Consider the following 24,612-nt stretch of genomic DNA (forward strand, 5'->3'; position numbering starts at 1 on the left):
TTAAGCGTTGCCTTTACGTCCTGTGGCCATGCTTCGCTATGCCATCGTCGACTCTCATGCACCAGAGATAACCATCATGTTGAAAATTTTTCTCGCTGGATCACTGATCGTTGCCGCGAGCGCTTCCGCCTTTGCCAGCGTGGACAGTGACCTGAATACGTTCTTCAATAAACTGGGGTTTGAGGGAAATGCAACCGGGGCTGCAGCCTGGCAGGGTCAGGCCGCAGGCTATGTCACGGGAGGGAATCTGTTTTTGCGTAACCAGGTCAAACAGATTCAGGTGATGTCATTGTCTCCGCCATCACTGACGGCGGGGTGTGGCGGGATTGATGCTTACCTCGGTGCATTTTCCTTCATTAACAGCGATCAGCTGCAGCAGTTTGTGAAAAACCTGATGGCCAATTCGCAGGGGTATTTTTTCGATCTTGCCTTGCAGACTGTGGCTCCGGAACTCAAAGACGCCAAAGACTATCTGCAAAAGATCGCAACGGACCTCAACAGTATGAATATCTCCAGCTGCCAGGCAGCACAGGGAATCATCGGCGGCCTCTGGCCACGCACACAGGTGTCGCAACAGAAGGTCTGCCAGGATATCGCCGGCGATCATAATTTATTTGCAGACTGGGCGGCCTCCCGTCAGGGATGCACCGTAGGCGGGGAGATGGGCCACGTCTTGAATAACGCGAGTCCCCAGGAGAAAGATCTGGTTCTGCGCAGTAAAAATCTGATGTGGGAAATTCTCAGCAGCAATGCCATGTTCGGCGACGATCCTGAGCTGAAGGAGCTGGTGATGAATCTGACCGGGACCCTCATTTACGATGGTAACGGGACGCCTTCTGTGCTGGTTCCTCTGGTCGATCATCCTGACCTGATTCGGGCGCTTATGTATGGCGGTGGCGTTCAGATCCAGCGGTGTGTTTCGCAGGGTGACTGTCTGAAAACGAAGACAGGGTACGTCACGGTCAGTGCAAACAATGCGCTGGTCAGAAAGGTCGAAACCCTGATTGCGGGGATCCGCGACAAATTGCGCACGGATGAAGGACTGACAGAGACAGAAAAGGGGTTCATCCAGAGCACCTCAGTGCCGGTATTGCGCTACCTCATCGATCCTATGCAGCTGGATCTCAATGTAAATATGCTGTCCAGACTGTCAGACTACATAGCCTATGACATGCTTCTGCAGTACCTGAAAGAGCTTGTCGATCAGGCCAGAATGCAGATGAGCAGCAGAAACTATCCCGACCCCCAGATGGTGGCATTGCGTAAAAATGTCACCGAAGCCTCGGCCCAGGTGGAGGCCCTTCAGCAACAGGTGCAGACCAAAGCCGATGCGCTCATCGACCTGGACCGGCAAATGAACTACCTGCGACAGGCAACGTCCAGTCAGTTGCTGGAACGCTATCAGCAGAACTATCGTTTCACCGGGAATCAGGGGGGACTCTGATGGATACGGTCTATGTCCTGACCGGAGGAGAGTTCCTCGGGACAGTTTTTAACGGCGTCGCGACGCTGATGGGCACCACAGAGTGGTCCTCAATGTTTCGGATCGCCGCGCTGATGTCCGCAATGGTGTTATTCTCCTTCTATCTCCGGGGTCAGGATCCGCTGGAGGTTATTAAATTTCTGATGGCGTTTATCCTGTTGACCAGCATTCTGATGGTTCCTAAACGCACAGTACAAATCATCGATCGTACGGATGCCTCCAGTATTCATACCGTTGAGCATGTCCCGCTCGGGCTGGCCGCACCCGCAAAATTTATCACAACTCTGGGGACGGCACTGACAGAGGCGTTTGAGACGGTATACCACGTCCCGGATTCGGTGACGTACAGTAAAACCGGCATGTTGTTTGGCGCAAATCTGGTGGGAGCGGCCACGGATTTCATGTTCCGGAACGGTGATCTGGCGGAACTGTTTACAGACTATGTTCGAAACTGCGTGGTGGGTGACATATTGCTTAACCACAAGTACTCCTTTCAGGCGCTCATGACGAGCACAGATCCCTATGCGCTCATTTTCAGCCAGCCCAGCCCATTGCGCGGCGTGATGGTGCCTGCGGGTAATACACTCGCAAACCGGGAAGGTTTCTGGACCTGTGAGGAGCTGGCCAGTCGTGTGCTGAAACCTCAGTTGAATGCCGATACCCTGTCAGGCGGTAAAACCTGGGAGTATTACGTTTCCCGGATTACCGGCGCCAGAGCGAACAGCAGCGCCCTGTTCGGTACGCTGATGGCAGACAGCTACAATTACTATTACAGCGGGGGGGCAACGGCGAGTCAGATCATGCGGTCTGCGGTGGTGATGAATGGCCTTAAACAGGGTATTTCAACCTACAGTGCGCATAACGGGGATGCCGCCGGGCTGATTAACCTCGCCACGCAGTCTTCCTACGCCAAAATGCGTCTGAGTCAGATTACCTCCGGCAGTATCGCCACGACGTATCTGCCGCTGATGAACACCGTCCTGCTGGCGATGGTGATCGGCCTATTCCCGGTGATTATTCTGCTGGCGACCCTTCATTCTCTGACGCTTCAGGTTCTTAAAGGGTTTCTCTTCACCCTGATTTATCTCCAGGCCTGGGGTCCTATGTTTGCCATCCTGAACTATGCCGTCAGTGCATGGCTGACCAGTAAAACCCACTCCCTCAGTTTCTGCCTGGCAAATCTGTCCGTTATTCAGCAGACCCATGCCGATATCGGTGCCATTGCCGGCTGGCTGTCGCTGTCTGTCCCGTTTCTGGCCATGGGGCTGGTCAAAGGGCTGGGCAGCGTCGTATCGCAGGCGGGCAACTACCTGGGGACGGCCATGAACAGCACCGCCTCATCTGAATCCGCGCGTGCCGGTGACGGCATATGGGCATTCAATAATCTGCAAACGGACAATGTTGCGGGGAATAAATGGGATACGAACTATGCCCGACGCAGCGGGATGGCGACCACGCAGCTGGCAAATGGCGCGATGGCCAGCCAGACCCCGGACGGCAGTGCAGTCTACGATACCAGTACCGCGATATCGCGTCTGCCTGTCGATATTCAGCTGGATCGCGCTGCGGTGAGTGGATTTCAGCGCCAGGAGCGTGAGGCGCAGGGGCAGTTGCACAATCTGACGACCTCGCTGGGACAAACGATTAACTCAGGGGTATCACAGTTGTCGCAGTGGGCACGTCAGCGTGGTCACTGCGATACTGTCAGCCAGGGGACAGACCAGAGTGTCAGTACCAGTGATGCGCAGGCGATCAGCCAGCTTCAGAGTGTGGTCTCACGCTATGCCCGCGACAATCACGTCAGCGAGTCGGAAGCCCTCCGGGCGGCAATGGAGAAAAGTCAGCATCTCGTACTCAGTGCCGGGGCGGGGGCGTACGCGAAAATTGACTCCGGGGATGAGATTTTTGGCAAACTGGCCCGTCTCGGCACCGGGGTGAGTGCAGGTGCGGATATGCATACCAGAGTGGATGCCAGCGGGCAACGCGGAACCAGCCATGGCGTCAGCAGCGAAATCAGCCATCGCCAGGGTCAGTCACAGGATTTCAGCGTTCAGGATCTGAGGGATATACGCCACGGTATGGATGTCATCACCAGCCACCGCGTCACCGATAACAGCAGCCACACAGAAAATGCATCCGGTTCACTGGTCAACCAGATGGCCGCGACGTTCAGTGACATTCGCATTCAGGCAACCCAGCTCAGCGACACACAAACCCGGTCTCTGGAGTCTGCCCGGCTCGCAAGCTTTGTAGAAAATCACAGTGCGGCGATACGCAGTCATGCCACGCAGGAATTTGTGGAGTACGTGAAGCAGAGGGTGCCGGATGCCGATGCGATTCTGACCGATGTTTCCTCACCACAGGCACGCGAAAAACGCGAACAGCTTGCCGCGCAATTTGTGCAGGAAAGAATGATGCCCCAACTTGAAGCCGCATATCGCAAGGGGCAGCAGCTAACGACACAAGAGGCGGGGTCATCTGCGCCGACCGGCGTGCCCCCGCAGAAAATCAGGCGTGATTTCAATACGCACCAGCATGAGATCCTTCAGGCAGCCGCGGTTGAGGGTGCCCGCGACGATGGCCGTCTGGAGGCTGACGTTACTGAGCACAATCATGGATCCCGGACATCACTTGAAACTGCCCAGCAGACTATTAATGCCAGGCAGGCAAAAATAACGGCTGATGCGGCTCATCTGTCTGAGGCCTATCAGACCGGGAAAACAGAATTTGATGAAGCAAGGAAAAAGGAAACGGCCCGTCAGGAGGTGTCTTCTGCGCCAGACACATTCAATGAGACTACAGGCGAAAATAACCACGCCGGGTAACCCTTACGGGTATTCAGCATTACTATACTGTCCATAACGACATTATATCGGATGACATCCTCTCGGTTTTCCTGAAAGAGTGCCCTTACTCCGTCGTCATCGCCCGGATTTAAAATCACTGTATATCAGCCAGAAAGATCTCCCGGTCCGCGATAAATGCTGAGATGGCTTTCACTGAACAGGTTGCCCTTAAATTCGAATATTTAGCATCCTGACGTGAGCGGGCACTCACTTTTCCTGACCCGCACTGAGAGTCAGCACAGGCTCGGAAAATCCAACCCAAAAAGGTGAGCTGTTGCCTCATCCTGTCAGCCGGATCCATGAACGTGAGACAGAAGAGACTTCCGTTTTCATATTACCGCGTTTTTCTCCGGGCATCGTGCATGCCTGTTTCGGTTCCGCCACGGATTATTTTTGCCCGGCCCGGTAGCGAATATGCCGGGAAATATTGCCTTGAGGAACACTGCCAGGACTGGATATATTTCGGGAGGAGAGATGAGTGTAACCAAACATATAACGCAGGGGGGGCAGGTCTTCAGCTATATGCTGAATATGTTTATGCAGGTTAACCGGCGTATCGCTTTCTGGCTGTGTAATCTTTTTATTCTGCTCGTGCCATTTATTTTCTGGTTGCGTGTTCCCTGGCAGGAGATCTGCAACGGCGCGTTGTACTGGTGGTTATCCGTTACCGCGAAGGGGGAGCACGCCCTGTTTAGGGTTCCACCTGTTTATGCCGTCAGGTACGAGGGCCAGATATTGCACTTCACGTCCGGTACGATCCTGAAAGACCCCTATATGACCTATGCCGGCCAGCTGGTTATGCAGGAGCTGGGGATCGCCGTGTTACTCGCCAGTCTCGTGGTGCTGGTGGCAGGCTATGGCGTCTATTACTGGCTTAAACGGCTTGGGGCGAACCAGGCACAGGATGTTCAGACCGGTGGGCGAACGTTAACGGAAAATGTGAAATCGGTGACGCGCATGCTGCATCAGTCGGGAAACGCGTCGACGCTGCATATTGATCAACTGAGTCTGGTTCGCGACAGCGAACTAAAAAATCTGCTCCTGCACGGTACGCCCGGGTCCGGAAAATCGAATGCGCTGAATAAATTGCTCCGCCAGCTGCGGGCGCGCGGGGATATGGTGGTAGTGTATGACAAAGGATGTTCACTCGTAAAACGTCACTATAATCCGACGACAGACAGCTTGCTGAATCCCCTCGACAGGCGCTGCGAGTACTGGGATCTCTGGCTGGAGTGCCAGTCCACGCCGGATTACGATTCCATCGCCAATACGTTGATCCCGCAGGGTACGCGGGAAGATCCCTTCTGGACCGGGGCTGCCCGTACGATTTTTACTGCGGTCTCTGCTCGTCTGAAAAACGACCCTCAGCGGACCTACAACCGCTTGCTGCGCACCCTGCTGGCCATCAATCTTGAAGCGTTGCGCGAATACGTCGCGGGCACAGAAGCCTCTAATCTGATGGAGGAAAAGGTGGAGAAAACGGCGATCTCCATACGCGGTGTTCTGACGAATTATGTGAAGGCACTGCGGTATATGCAGGGAATTGAACACACCGGCAGACCGCGTTTTGCTATCCGGGAATGGATGACGCGGGTAAATGAACCCGGACAGCCTCGTGGCTGGCTGTGGATCACATCAAACGCCCGACAACACACGTCGCTCAAACCCCTGATCTCCATGTGGCTGGCTCAGGCCGCAAACTGTCTGCTGGAAATGGGGGAAAATTCGAACCGTCGGGTGTGGTTTATTTTTGATGAGCTCACCTCCCTGCATAAACTTCCTGAATTGCCGTTGGTCCTGTCGGAAGCCCGTAAATTTGGTGGCTGCTTTGTCCTGGGTTTTCAGAACAAACCCCAGCTCGATTTCACGTATGGAAAGGACTTTGCCGACGCAATGATGGATCTGCTCAATACGCGCTTTTTTTTCCGTTCACCGGATGAAGGTGTGGCCAGCTACGTCATGCGTCAGCTGGGTCAGCGCCGCGCCCGCATCTTCAGTGAGCAGTACAGTTACGGGGCTAACACGGTACGTGACGGAGTCTCATTCAGTAAGCAGGAAGAAGATCGGTATCTCGTTAACTATTCGGATATACAGTCCCTGCCTGATTTGAGCTGCTTTGTGACACTGCCCGGGCAATACCCGGTGGTGCGAATGAATATGCGCTTTGAAGATCTCGATATCATCGCCCCTGAATTTCTTCCACGCGAGCTCAACGACAGCCTCGATCAGGAAATAGACGCGGAAATCCGCTCCCGGGACCTGGAGAATGAACGTGTGATGCGGCTGCTCTCGTCACTGGAGGACGGTCCGGGAGAAGCCGTCACCGCGGGCTGTACCTCTGGCGCGGACCATCCGGCATCAGCAGACGATGCCGTCGGAAAGCAGGCAGTGCCGGAGGGCCAGGGCGTCGAGGGAATGACCGGGGAAAGGGGGAAGAGACCGGAGCAGGAACGCACGGGCTTGCCAGCGGCGCATGCGCTTCGTGCAAGCGAGCAACACCTTCTTACGCATGCCCGCTCGGATAACACCCCGCCCGGAGATGACTGGTAATGCTGACGATCGCCCCGGTCGCCAGCGGCGGTGCGGATTACTACCTCGCCGGAGACAATTATTATTTTCTGGGCGAAAAGGCCTCCTGCTGGATGGGGACGCTTGCCCAGACGATGGGTCTGCAGGGGGACGTACAACCCCACGATTTTGACCGCGCGCTCGCGGGCTATTTCCCGGGAGCGATCAGTCTGGCAAGAATGTCTGGCGGAAAAAATATCCACCGGCCCGGCTACGATCTGACGCTGTCTGCACCAAAAAGCGTCTCCGTGATCGGGCTGGTCATGGGGGATCGGCGCTTTCTGGAGGCGCACCAGCAGGCGGTCAGCGTAGCGATGAACGAAATTGAACACCTCGCCACAACACGAATAATGCGTGACGGTGTGAAGCAGACCGTTATGACCGGAAAAATTCTGGCCGCTGCGTTTCATCATGATACGTCACGGGAGCTCGATCCCCACCTCCACACACATCTCATTCTCCTCAACATCACGGAATATCAGGGACGGTGGAGAACACTTTCCAGCGATAAGGCCGGGAAAAGTGGTTTCATTGAAACCCTCTTCGCCCTCCAGGTGGCCCTTGGAAAAATTTATCGTCATGAACTCCGTCAGCGCATTGAAGCGATGGGCTTCGAAACGGTCATTACAGGCAAAAATGGACTGTGGGAAATTGAAGGCGTGCCTGTGGACTTATTCTCAAGGCGCACTGAACGTATACGGGCTGCGGTGGGTGAGGATGCCCCCCTGAAGACACGCGATATCGCAGCCCTGGCCACCCGACAGCAAAAACAGGGATTGCCGGACCGGTCGATGCTGCTGGCAGACTGGAAGCAACGACTGGAACAGAATGGCTTTACATACCCGACGCTGCTGAAGGCGGCGGCTGAACGAAGCAGGCTGAAGCGCGAAAGCCTCGCAAAGACGCAGATCCTGCCTGCCGATGTTCGCCAGGCTGTGAGAGATGCCATATCGTTGCTCAGTGAGAAACGCACCCGCTTTACGTACTCCGACGTGCTGAACCGAAGCCTGAATAATCTTGATGCCCGATCGCATATAGCCCTGCTGGCCCGACAGGCCATTGAAGAGGCAATCAGTGCACAACTGCTTATCCCCCTCGATCGTGAAAAAGGCCTGTTTACGTCTTCGCTCCATCTTCTGGATGAACTCAGCCTGCAGGACCTGACGCGCCGGATACGAAATGAATCCGTGCCCGGAATGGCACGAACGCGTTGTGCTTCGGACGTATTGCCGACATCACTGACGGACGGGAGGCTACCCATCGCCATTATCAGTCTGGCCGGCGGGATGCAAAACCTGCGTAAAACGGTTCTGGCTGTCGCTGACCTTGCCAGATCGCAGGGGTGCGCATTTCGTGTTCTGGCCAGTGATAGGGCCGTTGCGCGCTTCCTGGAAAAAGAATCGCTCGAGTCAGGAACGGTGCTGACCCTCAACAGGCTTTCTCAGGCTGAACTGCCGGAGAAGGCCACCTGGGTTGTCGCCGGCGCGGAAACCCTTTCCCTCCGGGACACAGTAACCGTGATGGATACCGCATTGCGCACACAGTCTCAGCTTCTGATGATCGACAGCAGCGGCAGGCAGGGAACCGGCAATGCGCTTCAGATCCTGGAAGAGGCCGGTGTGGTCAGGCTGCACGGGACATCGGCGCCGGTCAGTTATGCTGTGAAGAGTGAGGCGGATAAGATTCAGCGCTATGCCTTACTGGCGGAGGAGTATGCGGGTTATTTCAGAAGAGGTGAAACCGTGGCCGCGCAGGTCAGTGGACCCCGCGAGCAGGCCGCCCTGAACGCCAGGATCCGCCAGGCGTTATTTAAACGAGGATGCCTCGGTAACAGAACGGTCAGGGTCGATACACTGCTTCCTGTATGGCTGGACCGTAAAAATCGCCGTCAAGTGGATACTTACCGGGAAGGGATGGTGCTGGAATACCGGGAACCCGAAAAACGCTCGGTGGTGCGCTACATCATCGACAGAGTCAGTCACGAAACTCGGAGCCTGAGGTTACAGGATGATGCAGGCCATAAAACAGGCGTGAAGTTGAGCCAGATGAATGCCGACTGGGGGTTGTATCAACCGCACACGATTGAGGTCGCAGAGGGAGAAAAACTCATCTGGTTCGCCCGGCAGGGAAAAACCAATTCCCGTGACAGTGTCACGGTAAAAACGATAAACGACGCGAGCCTGACGGTGAGACATCGCGGAAAAGACCGGGTTATTTCCCTTCATGAACCGTTAAAAGCGGGTTATGGCTATGTCACCCCGCCGGGAGGCTGCGTGCAGGAAAAGGGGGTTGTCCTTGCCGCCGTCGCAGGTCGCGAAATGACGGGCAGACTGCTTGGCACACTGGCCCGGAGCGGAGACCGCATTAGCATCTTTACGTCACTTGCACCGGAGGATGCCCGGCGGCGGCTGTCACGCTTTTCAGGCCCCAGAACCGTGCTTTCTGAGGTAAAACAGAACGAAGACGAGCTGGCAACCGCCCTGGATACCCGGCGGGACGCATTAATGAGCGTCACGGAAAAAGCAGTCAGACAGGCCGTCAGCCTGACGCAGGGCAGCAATGTATTTTTTAACCGCATGGACGTACTCGCAAATGCACTGCCGCTTCACCCCTCTCTTGGCAAAGAGGCCGTGGACAGAGAACTGCGCCGGCAGATCCGCACCGCCGAGCTGATCCCTGTACCTGGGGCGCAGGGGGCAGCGCTGCAGCGCTATGTGACGGCCGAAACATACGAGGCCGAGAAGCGCATTATCCGGCTTGTGGCAGAGGGGCTGGGCACGCAACCGCCTCTGATAGCGCCGGGTACGGTGACCCTTCCGGCAGGACTCACGGACGGCCAGCGCCACGCGTCCCGACTGATCCTTGAAAGTGCCGATCGTTTCGTGGCCGTCCAAGGCTATGCAGGGGTGGGAAAGACAACCCAGATGAAGGCGGTCCTTACAGCGCTTGAGGCCCTACCGGCACCGGGGCGGCCAGTGGTTGTCGGGCTGGCCCCCACGCACCGGGCCGTGGGAGAAATGGTGCTGTGCGGCATAAAAGCACAGACTCTGGCCAGCTTTCTGATGGAGACGGAACGTGAGATTCAGTCAGGGGCGTCTCCGGATTTTCGGCAGACTCTTTTTCTGATGGATGAGTGTTCGATGGTCGGGAACCGGGATTTTGCCGAATGCCTGCAGCATATTGCGAACGGCGGGGGACGAGCCGTATTGTGTGGCGATCGCGACCAGCTGCTCCCGGTTGCGCATGGCGCGCCTTTTACGTTATTACAGGAGCGGAGCCCCCTCGATACGGCGATCATGAAGGATATCGTTCGTCAGGTACCCTCTCTGCGGCCTGCGATTTATGCACTGACGAACCGTTGTGTACCCGCAGCACTGGATATTATTCGTCAACAGGATCCAGATACCGTTCCGCGTGAGCCTGACCAGTGGAAACCTGCCGGGGCCGTGATAGCACTGCCACAGACGGCAGATCAAGGCGATTGTGTCCTGGCCGCGGTAGTGGCGGATTTTACGGGACGGACGGCAGAAGGCAGAGCATCCACCCTCATTGTCACCCAGACAAATGCTGATAAAAATGCCATAAATGTTGCCATTCATCAGCGATTGCAGGCCCGCGGCAAGCTGGGGACGGAAACGGTTATTACGGTTCTGGACAGAGAGAAAACGCACAGCGATCGGCTCAAATCCGTGCACGGAATGGCTGAACATGCCGGCAAGACGGCGCTGATTAACGACCGTTACTACGAAATTCACGTAAGAAAAGACAGCCAGACAGGCGGAATAGTGGAGCTGATGGATGACACAGGACAGGTACAGTTGTTCTCTGCCTTTGAAAGCAGCCTTCGCGACGTGGCTATTTTTACGTCTCGCCAGATAGCCATTTCTGTTGGCGAGTGTGTGACCTTTTCTCGTTCCGATCGCGAGCGGGGACGTACCGCTGGCGAAAACTGGCGGGTGTCTGCAGTCGCCGAAACCGGCGAAATTCACCTGACCCGCGGTGAGATCACCCGGATACTGAAACCAGGTCAGGAGATGGCGGACCGGCATCTTGATTATGGCTACGCCGGCACGACACACAAGGCACAGGGCGCGAGCGCCAGATATGTCATTGTTCTGGCTGGCGCAGAGGGCGTGAGGGTGTCTCTCGCCACGCTTCGTGAGACCTATGTCGCGCTCTCCCGGGCTAAAGAGCACGTTCAGATTTATACCGACAATCTCGGTAGATGGCTGGAACGGGTTTCCGGATCGTCAGACCGTCCAACCGCACATGATGTTCTCCTGAGCGAAAACGAGCGAATGACGGCGCTGGCCAGGCGTCTGTGGAAGGGAGCTAAGCCTCTGAAAAAAATGGCCTGCGATCGTCTTATACAGGATCTGCCTGGTGTATGCCGGGGGGCCAGGGTAATCCCGGCAGGAACAAAATATCCCTCTCCTCATATCGCTTTGCCGGTGTTTGGTCCCGCCGGAAAACTGGAGGCAATCATGCTCTGTCCGGGAGAACGTGATGAGAACGGACGGTTACGACGGTTGTCTGGTGAGTGGCACTGTCTGGGGGAGAACGAAGCCGGGTTTACGCTGATACAGCGGAGCTTCAGCGGGAAAACGCGGGAGGCGGATTCAGTCAGTGACGGTCTGATCCTGGCGAAGTCATACCCGGAAGAGGGCGTTATCGTCAGAGCGCCGAAGGCTACGCTGCAGGATTTGATTGTCCGGCGTGTGACAGGAGGAACTGTTACGGATATTTTCGCCAGGGAAAGTCCGGAGATGGCGGTTCCACCGTTCGCTGAGATGTCCCGCCTCAGAATGAACGACGGACTGAATATGGACGAGGCGGTAAGCGCAGAAGTATTACGCCAGCAGAGGGAAGCTCGTGATTACAGCCAGTCTGTCGTCGCGTTTACGACCCGAGAGGTAAGCCCGTTACACCATCTTCAGTATCCGGAGCCCGAGTTTGAGAAGGGGGGGCAGACTTTGTCTGAGCGATATCCGGGAAGGCAGGCCCGGGCGAAGGAAGAGGAGGGGCTACAGAATTACCCGGGCATAACGAAGGAGAGAGATGAACCAGACCGGTAATCCGGCTTATCAGAACCGGAGTGAAGATATCCACAGATTCGGGGGATATCGTTACCACAACGTGTGTATAAGAGAAGGCCTCTGGTGATTAGGCCGAAAATTTTAGAACGATTGAAACTTGCGAAGATAAAATTGGCGTAACCTCACAAAATAATAAAATTAAGAGAGTGTTTACTGTGGTGGCGTAATTACCCTTGTGCTGTAGACGGAATATTGATTTTGTGCAAGGTGTTGTTGGGTACAATAATTCTGTCAAAACGCAAGAGTAGAGCATTATTTCATAACCTGAGGGCATGCTATGGACGTCACAGAGTTCTATTACGTTAAGAGCAATAGCATTTATTCACTTCCGGAAGCATCTTATCGTCGTTTTATCGTTATTCCTGTCTTACTTGCTATCGGGCAGGGCACAAAAGCGTATGCGAGGCAGGTAGTGAAAATCAATAATATCGAAGTGGTAAGGGTGGAAGCTCAGATGGGGAGCGTAAACTGTACCGGTTGGACGGGTGTGATTGAGCCCAATCAGTCTGCCAGTATTGCGGTCGAGGAAAAAATATCCCACGGTGGAAATACAACGGGTGGTATCACCGTTTTAACAGGAAAAGCATAACAGCATTAAAAAGAACTGTGAGGACCATCATGAAAATTAAAACCGTTCTTCTTTCATTATTTTTTTTAGCTGTCTGTACTGGAACAGCAGCAGCTGGAACGCTATTTACAACTCTTGGTTATGCGTTTACCCATGAACACCATGTGCAAAGTGCCGATGGGTTTACGGTGAAATACGGGTACCGGGAAGATAGTTCCTCTGTAGGTTTTATGACCTCCTTGTCATATCTGTATTCAGACAGCAACCCTAAAGGGGATGGCATCAGGGGAGACACATCAAAAATCATAAAAAACAGTGATATAAAATATTTTGGTGTCGGTCCTTACTGGCACGTCACGCCTGTACTCAGTCTGTATGCCACGGCAGGCGTCGGGCGGGTGGCGATCCAGTACCGAAACAGGAAAGATGATGTCGTAACGAACACATCTTACAGGCGAACAGGTTTCGGTTACGGCACGGGAGTCATCATTAATCTGACGGAAAATATTCTTTTTAGTATCGGGACGCAGTCGGTAAAGTATGAATATAAAAAAGTAAGGGGAAAGATTCTCAATATGTATGACGTCAGCCTGGGTTATCAGTGGTAACCTGATACGGCTAAATGGTAAATGTCTCTTTGCGGATAACAACGTCGACGATCCAGTTTTATACGGCTTCATTTCAAAATTGCTTATAAATATTTCCATAAATGATATGTATTCTGCGAGATGCGAAGTTTTTTCCGGCTTACGCAATAAATCAAATACACAGCTAATGAAAAGATACTAATGAAAAGACTATGGTTAATAAAAAAAGTAATAAATCATAAGGAGGATGACTGATGCCGGGACATCACTTATGGGGGCGATTTTTAAAGAGTATTCTAATGTGTGTCATTATATTGCTTATTCTTTTAGGCGTACTGGCTTACTGGATTTTTCCTTATTCACCGGGTATCGGCCAAACCTTTTAAGGGGGAGCATCAGGGAAAATCACTGTCTTTTTTACAGAGTTGTAGGCGGATTAATTCTGTCAGCCTGTTCCTTTCTGTTTTCTGCCTGTAACTCAGATCCTGCGACATCGCAGTTGCTGCAGTCATAAATGAACAGCAGCCCGATGCCTTGCAAAGAGCGAGTATGAACTCAACCGCAGGGTGCCTTCATCTGCCCGCCTGCCTCCAGGAAGGCATAAACCCGAACGGGACGGGTAAGGGGAGCCCGGGACATTCCATTCCTGCCAGACATCGCTGGCAAGCTCTAAAAATACTCTACTTATTAAAATGTACCTTTGAAAAAGTAGACTTTCACAATGTGCTTCTGGCAGTATCATTTATCCCGATATTTACTGTGCGAGCCGGATGCTGACTGGCCGGAAGAGAGTCTGAATGAGCCTGCTAAACGAGGAACCCGACCAGAACCGTCCGGTGCAATCACTTTCCACCAATCATGAATACCTGCCCGCGCTGACCGGAGCGGAAAACCCGGTGGATCCTGCCCGGGCCTACCTGCTGTCTCTCAATTCCCCGCGCAGCCGGCAGACGATGGGGTCTTTTCTGGGTGTGGTCGCCCGATTACTGGGAGCTGAAAGCGCCACTACCTGCATCTGGGGAAGTCTCCGCCGCCATCACATAATGGCGGTCACTGAGCTCTTAAGAGATACCGGAAGGGCCACGGCTACCATCAACACCTATCTCTCGGCCCTGAAGGGGGTGGCCAGGGAGGCCTGGATGCTGAAAATGATGGACGTCGAAAGCTATCAGCATATTCTGGCCGTGCGTAATCTGAGGGGGAGCAGGTTACCCCGCGGTCGGGCCCTGACAACCAGTGAAATCAGGCATCTTTTTTCGGTTTGCGAGGCTGACAAAAGCTGTATCGGACCCCGCGACGCAGCTTTGCTGGGGACAATACTCGGATGTGGTCTGCGTCGTTCAGAAGCTGTCGGGCTGAATTTAAGTGACATTATCACGCATGAGCGTGCGCTCAGGGTGCTGGGCAAAGGCAATAAAGAACGACTTGCTTATATGCCGGCCGGGACCTGGCAGCGACTGTAGACGTGGATTGATGAGGTACGCGGTGAGAAAGAGGGACCATTGTTCACGCGAATCCGCCGTTTTGATACCCTGACGGATGACAGGCTGACCGACCAGGCGGTGTACCATATTCTGCAGGTGCGCCAGAAGCAGGCTGGCATTGCTAAATGTGCTCCGCATGATTTGAGACGAACGTTTGCGACCGCGATGCTGGATAACGGCGAGGATCTCATCACGGTAAAGGATGCAATGGGCCATGCCAGTGTCACTACCACCCAGCAGTATGACCGCCGCGGTGAAGCAAGATTACAGACAGCGCGCGAGCGACTAAATCTGTTCGGGCTGTGAAGATAAATTCAATTCTCGAGGAAATAAAGAACGTAATAACTTCAGCAGTTTAGCACTGATGTTATGAGTCAAACCAAAGTTTAGAATGACTATATTATTTTTCACGGCAATCCATCACTCCATAAAATGACATCTTATTCCATCGAGTTATCTCTACTTTAACAGCCCATCATGAAATCATTACCCACTCACGAATCTTACTGTCACCCGGCTGATTTTCCCCTGCTGCCATCATTTTCAAGTTGATAGTAAGCAGCCATATAGCCACGTCATTAAATTACCGGATGGCCGTTTCCGGGGTGATCCGAGTTTCTGGCATATAACAACTTTCCGGAAGTGTAACACGGTCAGGGAATAAGCAAAACGGCGTTTTCCGGTGTGCAGCCTCTGCTTGCCCGGAAGAGGGATGAAAGCAACATATGGGGTGTAACCTCGCCGGGAAGACAACAGTGACCACAAGATATGGACTGAGGCATCCGCCGTGCGCCGGTACGTCTGAGGAAGATCCGGAACTCAGGGTTTTCGGATCTGCGCAGAAATGAGATGGGACAGGCATTGCTGTAGCATTACAATCATCACATTGAGTAATTCAAGATACATCACAACTTTAAAAATAAAAACAAATTGATTTATAGCTAAAGACAAAGTGCTAGGTTAGCATTAAAAGCAAAACAAAGATGAAAGGAACGATGATGCTCAGCCAGCTTAACCTGCGTTTTCACAAAAAGCTGATCGAGGCGCTGAAAGTGCGTGCCGGTCGCGAAAATACTTCGGTCAACGCCCTGGCCGAACGCTTCCTTGATGACGGACTGAAAACGGTCGCGCCCGGCGACGGGTATTTTCAGCTGGTCGCGGATCCGGATGGCACGGTCCGGCAGCTGTACCGGCATATCATTCTCGGCCAGACCTTTGGCACCGCTCCGGTCTCCCGGGATGCGCTGCGCTTCATCCTGGCCTATGCCCGGGAGGCCTTTATTTGCGGCCAGAACAGGCTGGCCACCCTCCCGGCCCTGGGCACACTGCTCGACATCACCCGTGACCTGCTGGCCTGGCAGGTGGAGCATGACCGTCCGGTGGATAGCCACTACCTGAGGGGGATCTTCCGCCTGGCCGGAGAAAACTGGACGGAAGAGTTTGACGCCTTCCGGGCGGAGCTGCGCCCGGTCGTGGACCAGATGTATGCCGAACACCTTCTGCGTCCGCTGGAGAGCGACTGCTTTAACCTCGCCGGTATTCCCGACAGTGCGCTCGCTGGGATTTTCACCCTGCCGCGACTGAAGGCCATTTTCCCGCTGATGCTGCGCGGGCTGGACTGGAGCGGGGAGAGGACCAGAGATCTGGCGCAGGAGTTGCGCCCGGTGATTACGGCCGTAACGGAAACCATTGAGGCTGGCACGCTGCGCCTGGAGATCCGCATCGACGGCCAGCATCCCGGAGAACGCCCGGGGGCCTGGTACACCACGCCCCGTCTGCACCTGCTGATCACCGGCCAGGACTTCGTGGTGCCGTACGGCTGGGAAGCGTTCTCCGAACTGCTGGGCCTGTTCAGCCTGTACGCCCGACATCCGGAAGCCCTGACGCACGGCCATCAGGGGGAGCGCGTGATGTTCTCCCCGCCCGGGCATGTCACACCGGAGGGATTCTTCGGTATCGACGGACTGCGGATTTTTTTACCGGCGGAGGCCTTTAAGTCGCTGGTCAGGGAACTCACAACGAAATGTGCTGAAGGCACACTGGCGGAGACCCTGACCCGGCTGCGCTGCCTGTACGGAGATTTGTGAGGAGACTCCCATGTACAATAACCTCCCCGCCCTCACTTACAGTATTCTGTGGGATAACGGTCTTCTGGCAACAGACTATTCTGTCCTCGACGCTGAAGCGCTGAGGGGCGCGCTCAGCCGTTATCTCCACGCAGTCAGCGTACTCCGGAGCGAGTGGCATAATCCCGAGAACTCTCCTCTCAGTCTGTGGATTGCCCGTCACAACCAGGTAGCCTTTTATCGCCCCGGATTATTGTCAGCTGAGCGAATAATCCTGACCGATGCCCTGGAAGAAGCGGCATTACGGCTTGAAATTGTTGAGTCATCCCAGGCGATGGATCATCTGGTACATAACAGAGAAACCGACAGGCTTGGGGATATCAGAACTGGTGTTGCGCAATTCATTCGTTTTGTTAAGGACAATTTTCTTCTGATTCAGGCCGGTTTCATTGCTTTCACGCCTTGTGAATCAGCAAGGCATGAACAGCAGCGCAGGATGCAGCTCCTGCATGATAACCCAGACCGGCATTTCCTTCACAGCGTGATGCCTCCGGCTGTGGCTCAGCTTTATGAACGAAGCCTTTCCGTGCGGGGCATCAGGCGAGTGGGTGAAGAAGGGCATTTCAGGTTCGTGTCAGAAAAAACATTGCCGGACGAAATAGTGCTGGAATTACGGGATTGCCTTAGTCCTTTCACCAATGCGTATATTTATCAGGAAATGCAGCCTGTCCGGATAAACGAAGACGGGACGTTTATAGCAAGGATCACCCGCGGTAAACATGAAAGCCGTAAAGGGTATGAGCGATGGGTAAACGGAGCCAAAAATCGTAGCATGTACTTTCATTATCGCGGTCTCCTTACTGATATCAGCCAGTCATCCAGGGCTGGTGCCTCTTTTGTCACTCGTTGTGCGTTCCAGAGCAAAATACTCCAGAAACTGGATGAACCGGGCAGACTTTCACGCCGGATGCTGAAAATTGATCTCCCTTTTCTGCAGGACCTGTCTTTACACGATATTTTTCGCATCCGTACCGATTACGAGCCAAGCGTGACAGCCTTCAGGCGTTCTTTGCGTGACTGTGCAGTTGAAATGGAGCGCGCGTCCGGTCCGGATGAGATCCGCCTCCTGCAGCAGCGTATCCAAGAACGTATTGCGGATGAAGGGCTGGATGAACTTCACCAGAAGCTCAGCATATGGAAGCGCAGGAGTATACAGGACACTGCACTGCTCGCCGTACCGGCAGTGCTGGGTTATATGGGATCACCTTCATTGCTGAATATGGCCGCTGGAGCAGTCAGTCTCCTGCAGGCTGCGCTGGGGGCTCATCGTCATCATGAGGATGTTACCCATCATCCGTCCTGGTTTCTCCTGCGCACTACGGCAATTAAGTGCATGAAGAACTAGTAATCAGACCGTGCTTAGGCAGAGCATTTCATCTGCCAGAAATGACTTCATGGCCATCCTGTAAAAGTTTAAGTCATGAAGTCATACATAACGCTCACCTCCGAAGACCTTGGTTTTTATAAGGTGTAATGATAATGTAAGTTAATGTTTCACATATCAAAGGAAACCCCATGAGCCGCAGGGAGTTGTTCAGCGAATTTCTTGAAAATTTGAATCTTGACCTTAAACAGGCAAAAAAGATCAGCTATCACTATCGAAAAATAACCAAGTCATTAAATCTTGCGTTCAGAGGAACGAGTTCCCGGGTAGCAAACCGCTTGAAAGTGGGGTCAGTAGGTAGACATACCGCAATAAAAGGCATATCCGATCTGGATATGCTTTATATTATGCCCCCCAGTCAGTATGAATATTATAACCGTAAGGATAATGGTCAATCTGTATTGCTCACTGATGTCAGAAACATTCTGGCGGAAGAATATCCTGGCCAGACGGTGAAAAAGGACAGACTGGTCGTTCAAGTCGTTTTTAAAAACTTTCATGTCGAGGTTCAACCTGTATTCAGACAGGATGATGGCAGCTTTAAATTCCCTGAAAGCTATAATGGGGGAGCTTGGCGCATTACAAAACCTCTTCACGAAAAGGCGGCCATGACCGCATTTTCGCGAGATAAATCCAACAATCTGCGCAAGCTGTGTAAAATGATCAGAGCCTGGAAGAACCTGCATGGCGTCAATATGGGTGGCTTACTGATAGACACACTGGGGTATCGCTTTCTTTCATCCACATCAGATTATGACAATACCGGAAACGGCAGCCTGGGAGCCCTCGCAAGAGACTTTTTTGAATATCTGTCAAATGAGGAGAGAAGGGAAAGGTATCTCGCGTTAGGCAGTAATCAATATGTTCGTGTTAAATCCCCCTGGTTTGGCCGGGCAGCGAAACACGCGTATGAATTATGTTGTGATGCCTTAGACAGTGAGGGGGCTGCTAGTGAAAATGACCGCTGGCGCAAAGTGTTCGGACGAGCCTTCCCCAGACGTAAGGTGGATATTATGGAAGCCCGCCTCGGTCTGGAATCGCATGCGGCTGATGCTGCTCTCTGGGCCGATACCGAAGAGTTTATAGAGGATAAATATCCGGTGGATATCAGGTACTCACTCAACCTTGACTGTACCGTAACCCAGGATGGTTTCCCTCCCAGAAGCCTGAGGGAGATGCTTACCAGAAGATTCCGTCTCTCCGCCCGAAAATCTCTCCTTTTCCGGGTAGACCTGACAGAAATGGAGGCAGAGAAACCCTTCATCGTTATGTGGAAGGTACTGAACGTGGGTGACGAAGCACGCAGAAGAAATATGATCCGGGGACAAATCGTTCCGGACGGCGGCTACTGTACGAAGAAAGAGATCACCGACTTCCGCGGAGATCACGTGGTAGAATGCTATGTGATAAAAAATGAGGTTGTGGTTGCCCGGGCACAGATTGAAGTTCCCATAAGCTGAGGTTTTTATGACGCAATCAGAGATGCTGAAATTAATCGCCCGACACGGTTATAACGTTGGATTTGGCGCTAAGAAAAACTTTGCCACCTATGATCTGATTTGTAAGGCATCCGGTTGGATTAGCTTTATTTCTCTTGCTGTCGGTGTGTTCGCACTTTTCATTCCTGAGCTGGCCACAAACGTCATCTCCGCGATATTAATTATATTTGGTGTTTCTACCATGTATATTCAGTTTTATGACTCGGAAAAGCAGAGTTACGAAAGTGCGGGGATTGAGCAGACCAAAATTTTTAATGAACTTGAAGTCATCTACCGCAACGTAAAAAGCGATGCCAACTTTGACTATCAACACACACAGCGATCCATCAATGCTATCATGTCCCGGTTTTACGGCACAGTCATTAGCAAACAGATCTTCGGAAGTAACTGGTACGCACATTATAAATTTTATTGCGAATTTGAGAAAGCATGGGTTGAAGAAGAACTGAACCTGACATTGAAGGACAAAATCCCGCTTTCACTCTGCTTTCTCGCCGCTCTGGCGATCATTTTCACTATAACTGTCATCTAGAAAACGTCCTGCTGCTGCCGATGAAAAATTCAGCAAGCTGACTGGCAAATACGCGATGTATAGCCAGTATCACCGTCCAGTTTACGTTCAATAAAATTGACCTGCTGTTCTGCAGGTCAATTTATACTTCAGATCTTTCTGTTGTCTTACTCGCTCAGAGCGTGTTGTTGCTCCTGAGTTTCAACAGCAGAGTTGGCTGATTTACGAGAAGCTGAAGCATCCTTTATCGCCATAACCAGAGTCATAACTGTCGGTAAAACCGTAACCTGCTTAGCTGGTTAAGATCCGTCTTAACCTTTTTCGTATCTCAGCTGAAAAAGAGAGAACCGCGTACATGTTCGGCATAGCCATACTCCTGGCATACGCATATACACACCATCTGCATATGCCACATCTATACCGGTGGATGCGACCACGGAGATTAAGGTGGCGCTGCGCATGGCCGGAACGACACGGCTTTGCCGGGCACGCTATCGCCGCCGGTGCTGTGCTGGTGACGAATAATACGCGGGAATTTGAACGGGTTCCGGGTCTTGTGCTGGAAGGCTGGGTAAGATAACGCTGTAACACTAAACAGGCGGTCTGGCCCTCCCGGACACTCTTTCAGTCAGCGGTTTATAAAGGAATAAAAGATGCCTCTGATCACGCGGCTTATGCTGCACAACTTTAAAAAGTTTCCAGAACTGGACCTGCGCTTCACTCATGACCGTAACATTCTGGTCGGGGACAATGAGTCCGGAAAAAGCACTATTCTGCTGGCCCTTGACCTTGTGCTGAGTGACAGCCGGCACCGGGTCGAGGCATTGGGTGTGGAATCGCTCCTGTCCCAGTCAGCAGTCAGGCAGTTTCAGGAAGGTGAGCGTCGCGCCGATCAGTTACCCGTGCTGACAGCTGACGTTTTCCTGAGTAATGGGGGAGATCCTGACCTGAACGGCAGACAAAATCTGGCGGGTATCGATGCGGATGGTCTCAGAATGCGCATTGCACCAATGACGGAGGAATACGGCCAGGATATTCACAATGTCCTACAGCAGGATCCCGATAATTTTCCCTATGAATACTATTCAGCGCGGTTCAGCACCTTCTCCGGTGGTCATTTCGCTGGCTTCAGACGCTATCTGCGCCATCTGCTGTTAGACAGTGCACGCATCGATAACGAGCACGCTGCACAGGAATATACGCGCGCAGTTTACAACGTCAATGTGCCTGTGGCCGATCGGTACCGGCTTGAAAACAATTACCGGCAACAGAAAATTCACTTCTGCACCCGGCATCTGTCTGCCATAAACGACACGCTGGAAACGTATCGGTTTGGCGTACGTTCCGGCGCTAAATCAGGTCTTGAGGCGAATCTAGACATTACCGAGGACGGTATTTCTATTCGTCACCGTGGAAAAGGAAGGCAGTGCTTCATCAAAACGGAGTTTGCGCTGCAGCGGCATCAGCAGCAGGGAGAACTCCACGCACTGTTGCTTGAGGAGCCGGAGAATCATCTCAGCCATGTTAGTATGAAGAGGCTGGTTAATCAGCTTGCCACTGAACGGCAGACGCAGGTGTTTATTGCCACACACAGCAGCCATATCTCCTCCCGCCTCGATCTGCGTAAGGCAATCCTCCTCGGATCTGCCCGGCCGGTACTGATGAATGAACTTTCCGCTGAGACTGCCGCCTTCTTCATGAAAGCACCAGATAATAACGTGCTGGAATTTGCGCTGGGCAGACGTGTGCTGCTCGTGGAGGGGGATGCTGAGTTTATTCTGATCGAGGCCTTTTATCACCGCCTGTATGGCAGGGCGCCGGAGGATGACGGGGTTCACATCATCGCTATCGGCGGAACGAGTTTCCGTCGTTATCTTGAACTGGCCCGTCTTCTGGAAAATCGCGTCGCGGCCCTTCGTGATAATGACGGCAACTATCAGCAAAACTGCGATGAACGCTATGCTGACGTGCTTTGTTCCCGCTCCCGGGTATTTGCTGATCGCGACAACACCCGATCCACATTTGAAATCTGCCTGTATCAGGATAACGCTGGTCTGTGTGATACGCTTTTCCTCGGAACCCGCCGGACACTCACGGTGCAGGAATACATGCTGGCCAATAAGGCAGAAGCAGCATTCCGGCTGTTACAGCTGCACGCCGAAGAGCTGACAGTACCTGATTATATTCAGGAGGCACTGGCATGGATAAGAGAGTGATATTTGCGGTTGCCGGATCGGGCAAAACCACGCTGCTGATACAGCGGTTAAGGGAGGGTCGGCGGACGCTGATCCTGACCTTCACCGTGAATAATGAAGCGCACCTGCGGGCGCAGATTATCAGACGCTTTGGCTACATACCGGACGGGATCCGTGTGATGACCTGGTTTGAGTTTCTGCACGGTTTCTGTTTTCGTCCATTCCTGCAGGAGCAGCTGGCATCGCGTGGCCTGAGCTTCGACCAGCCCCCTCCCAGAATACCGCGCACGAATGCACGGCATTATCAGGATCCTGCCGGACGACTGTATCACCGAAGGCTCGCACACTTGCTGACAGCCCGGGGATTGCTGCCGGATATCCGTACCCGGCTTGCCCGTTACTACGATGAACTGCTCGTCGATGAAGTCCAGGACTTTGCAGGGCATGACTTTAATTTTCTGCTGGAGCTTTGCCGCACGGAAGTCTCTGTGCTGTGTTGCGGCGATTTTTATCAGCATACCTTTGACACAAGCCACGATGGAAACGTCAATGCAACGCTGCATGACGACATAACCCGGTACAAGGACCGCTTCAGGATGGCGGGAATCATGGTGGATTGTGAGACGCTTAGCCAGACATGGCGCTGTTCAGCTACAGTGTGTGAATTCATTACCGGACAACTGAACATCCGTATTGCAGCCCATGGGACACATACAACCCAGATTGAAACAGTCACGGATACAGAGCGTACAGCAGCCCTGCACGCGGACAACACGGTGATCAAGCTCTTCTATCGTGAACATCACCGTTACGGTTGCCACTCACTGAACTGGGGGGTCAGTAAAGGACTCGACCATTTTCAGGACGTCTGCATCGTGATGGGAGCCAGTCACTGGAAGCTCCTCATCCGGCAGGAACTGATGGCACTTCCGCCGTCTTCCCGTAACCGGTTATACGTAGCCTGCTCACGGGCGCGAGGCAACATCTATTTTGTCCCGGAAAGCCATCTGCGAAGGTTCAGAAACTGAGTTAGCCACTTGTCAGTTGGGCTCAATCAAGCAAAAAAACTGTACGGTTAACAACGAAACTTCATGTCGGGAAATGCGGATCCGACTTCGGGATTTTTCGGATCTGCATGGCAGGAAACCGGACTGTACCCACTCCCGCTTCTTCTGCCTGAGTTGCAAGTCAAAAGCCTGCAGCGCCTGCGGCTTCAAAGCCACCGAACAGTGGGTGGCGCAGCAGAACCACATCCTCCCCGACTGTGACTGGCAGCACATCACCTTTACCATGCCCCACCTGCTGCGTCACAGCTATACCCTGATAAATCGCGGCAGCCTGCCGGGGCTGGGCCATATCCGCTACAAAAAACAGTGGGGTCGCTATCTGGAAGCGCATTACGGGTGCCGCTAGTAGTTCTTGCTGATGAGCTGAAAAGCAGTCGGGAGGAACTTATCCGGGCGCTGGCATTATCCCACCTGGTTGCTATTTCTGTTCATGCCCGCTACACGCGGCTTTCCGCTCTGTGTGCTGCCTCAACTGCGGCAATGGGTGCCGCTGCAGGAATGGCCTGGCTGTTCACCCGCGATCTGAGTGTAATCCAGGCAACCATCATTAATATGGTCAGCGATGTCAGTGGGATCATCTGCGATGGAGCATCCAACAGTTGCGCCATGAAGGTTTCCACCGCCACGATGAGTGCATTCAGGTCTGTGCTCATGGCCCGGCAGGGAATACAGGTCAGCTCTCACGACGGGATTGTGAGTCACAATGCGGAACAAACGATAGATAATCTGAGCCGGCTGGTTGTTAAAGCCATGCCCGCCACTGACAGGGAAATCATCCACATAATGACGGAAAAGGCCGCACTGACACACAGTTGAGTCCATGCATGCAAACCCGTTCAGGAGACAGATAATGAATAAAAAGGCGATAATTTTACGGGGGGTGAGCGCTGTCATGCCCCTGTGTATTGGCGATTTCCCGTTTTCGTTTATCGTTGGCGCACTCAGCGTAAGCCTGGGAATGAGTGTCTGGCAGAGCACCGCATGGTCATGTATTGTGATTGCCGGTTCAGCACAAATGCTGGCGTTAAATATGCTAAAAACTGGAACCAGCCTTGGCGTAATTATTTTTACCACCTTCGTTATAAACCTACGCCATGTTTTATACAGTGCGTCTATGGCAGGAAAAATAAGGGATGCCTCTTTTTTGAAAAAATGTTTTATGTCCTGGGCACTGACAGATGAAGTATACGCTACCACT

General features: G+C 53.1%; 13 protein-coding genes and 4 pseudogenes. All 17 read left to right on the top strand.

What is annotated here, in order from left to right:
• Positions 1-76: 76 nt before the first annotated feature.
• Positions 77-1,444, top strand: coding sequence for a conjugal transfer pilus assembly protein TraH (gene traH / locus ACWKX3_RS23390; RefSeq protein ID WP_454542603.1), 1,368 nt, complete (start codon positions 77-79; stop codon positions 1,442-1,444).
• A complete protein-coding gene (gene traG, locus ACWKX3_RS23395) occupies positions 1,444-4,308 on the top strand; it encodes a conjugal transfer mating-pair stabilization protein TraG (RefSeq protein ID WP_454542591.1) in 2,865 nt (954 codons plus the stop codon). The genes traH and traG overlap by 1 nt, the downstream gene beginning before the upstream one ends.
• Before the next feature lie 495 nt (positions 4,309-4,803).
• Positions 4,804-6,879 (top strand): type IV conjugative transfer system coupling protein TraD, encoded by a 2,076-nt coding sequence (traD, locus tag ACWKX3_RS23400; protein WP_454542592.1) that lies wholly within the window; start codon positions 4,804-4,806, stop codon positions 6,877-6,879.
• On the top strand, positions 6,879-11,972 hold the full coding sequence (gene mobF, locus ACWKX3_RS23405; protein ID WP_454542593.1) for a MobF family relaxase: 5,094 nt from the start codon (positions 6,879-6,881) through the stop codon (positions 11,970-11,972). The genes traD and mobF overlap by 1 nt, the downstream gene beginning before the upstream one ends.
• Before the next feature lie 298 nt (positions 11,973-12,270).
• Complete coding sequence (locus tag ACWKX3_RS23410; protein ID WP_454542594.1) at positions 12,271-12,582, top strand: hypothetical protein; 312 nt, start codon at positions 12,271-12,273, stop codon at positions 12,580-12,582.
• Between the two features lie 29 nt (positions 12,583-12,611).
• Positions 12,612-13,169 carry an Ail/Lom family outer membrane beta-barrel protein gene (locus ACWKX3_RS23415; RefSeq protein WP_454542595.1) on the top strand — a complete coding sequence of 186 codons (558 nt, stop codon included), beginning with the start codon at positions 12,612-12,614 and terminating at the stop codon, positions 13,167-13,169.
• Between the two features lie 776 nt (positions 13,170-13,945).
• Positions 13,946-14,938 (top strand): annotated as a pseudogene (locus ACWKX3_RS23420) (tyrosine-type recombinase/integrase).
• A 692-nt stretch (positions 14,939-15,630) separates the two neighbouring features.
• Complete coding sequence (gene pifC / locus ACWKX3_RS23425; RefSeq protein ID WP_454542604.1) at positions 15,631-16,719, top strand: transcriptional repressor PifC; 1,089 nt, start codon at positions 15,631-15,633, stop codon at positions 16,717-16,719.
• 10 nt (positions 16,720-16,729) lie between these two features.
• Complete coding sequence (locus tag ACWKX3_RS23430) at positions 16,730-18,103, top strand: hypothetical protein (RefSeq protein WP_454542596.1); 1,374 nt, start codon at positions 16,730-16,732, stop codon at positions 18,101-18,103.
• Positions 18,104-18,273: 170 nt separating this feature from the next.
• Positions 18,274-19,602 (top strand): nucleotide-binding domain-containing protein, encoded by a 1,329-nt coding sequence (locus ACWKX3_RS23435; protein ID WP_454542597.1) that lies wholly within the window; start codon positions 18,274-18,276, stop codon positions 19,600-19,602.
• Positions 19,603-19,609: 7 nt separating this feature from the next.
• Positions 19,610-20,173: an SLATT domain-containing protein gene (locus ACWKX3_RS23440; RefSeq protein ID WP_454542598.1), complete on the top strand. Its 564-nt coding sequence runs from the start codon at positions 19,610-19,612 to the stop codon at positions 20,171-20,173.
• 402 nt (positions 20,174-20,575) lie between these two features.
• A pseudogene (locus ACWKX3_RS23445) lies at positions 20,576-20,732 on the top strand (VapC toxin family PIN domain ribonuclease); the annotation flags it as partial.
• A gap of 73 nt (positions 20,733-20,805) precedes the next feature.
• Complete coding sequence (locus tag ACWKX3_RS23450) at positions 20,806-22,368, top strand: ATP-dependent nuclease (protein WP_454542599.1); 1,563 nt, start codon at positions 20,806-20,808, stop codon at positions 22,366-22,368.
• Positions 22,353-23,375, top strand: a complete 1,023-nt coding sequence (locus ACWKX3_RS23455) for a DNA helicase UvrD (protein WP_454542600.1) — start codon at positions 22,353-22,355, stop codon at positions 23,373-23,375. Before ACWKX3_RS23450 ends, ACWKX3_RS23455 begins: the two co-directional genes overlap by 16 nt.
• 118 nt (positions 23,376-23,493) lie before the next feature.
• Positions 23,494-23,679: pseudogene (locus tag ACWKX3_RS23460) on the top strand (transposase zinc-binding domain-containing protein); the annotation flags it as partial.
• A gap of 11 nt (positions 23,680-23,690) precedes the next feature.
• A pseudogene (locus ACWKX3_RS23465) lies at positions 23,691-24,230 on the top strand (L-serine ammonia-lyase, iron-sulfur-dependent, subunit alpha); the annotation flags it as partial.
• A 34-nt stretch (positions 24,231-24,264) separates the two neighbouring features.
• Positions 24,265-24,612, top strand: a 348-nt coding sequence (locus ACWKX3_RS23470; protein WP_454542601.1) for an AzlC family ABC transporter permease, incomplete at its 3' end; no start/stop codon positions are given.

This window comes from Enterobacter sp. UPMP2052, assembly GCF_053709675.1.

Excerpts from the sequence above, each read along its gene's own strand:
- traH (WP_454542603.1), top strand. The coding sequence starts at position 77 with ATGTTGAAAATTTTTCTCGCTGGATCACTGATCGTTGCCGCGAGCGCT.
- traG (WP_454542591.1), top strand. The coding sequence starts at position 1,444 with ATGGATACGGTCTATGTCCTGACCGGAGGAGAGTTCCTCGGGACAGTT.
- traD (WP_454542592.1), top strand. The coding sequence starts at position 4,804 with ATGAGTGTAACCAAACATATAACGCAGGGGGGGCAGGTCTTCAGCTAT.
- mobF (WP_454542593.1), top strand. The coding sequence starts at position 6,879 with ATGCTGACGATCGCCCCGGTCGCCAGCGGCGGTGCGGATTACTACCTC.
- ACWKX3_RS23410 (WP_454542594.1), top strand. The coding sequence starts at position 12,271 with ATGGACGTCACAGAGTTCTATTACGTTAAGAGCAATAGCATTTATTCA.
- ACWKX3_RS23415 (WP_454542595.1), top strand. The coding sequence starts at position 12,612 with ATGAAAATTAAAACCGTTCTTCTTTCATTATTTTTTTTAGCTGTCTGT.
- pifC (WP_454542604.1), top strand. The coding sequence starts at position 15,631 with ATGCTCAGCCAGCTTAACCTGCGTTTTCACAAAAAGCTGATCGAGGCG.
- ACWKX3_RS23430 (WP_454542596.1), top strand. The coding sequence starts at position 16,730 with ATGTACAATAACCTCCCCGCCCTCACTTACAGTATTCTGTGGGATAAC.
- ACWKX3_RS23435 (WP_454542597.1), top strand. The coding sequence starts at position 18,274 with ATGAGCCGCAGGGAGTTGTTCAGCGAATTTCTTGAAAATTTGAATCTT.
- ACWKX3_RS23440 (WP_454542598.1), top strand. The coding sequence starts at position 19,610 with ATGACGCAATCAGAGATGCTGAAATTAATCGCCCGACACGGTTATAAC.
- ACWKX3_RS23450 (WP_454542599.1), top strand. The coding sequence starts at position 20,806 with ATGCCTCTGATCACGCGGCTTATGCTGCACAACTTTAAAAAGTTTCCA.
- ACWKX3_RS23455 (WP_454542600.1), top strand. The coding sequence starts at position 22,353 with ATGGATAAGAGAGTGATATTTGCGGTTGCCGGATCGGGCAAAACCACG.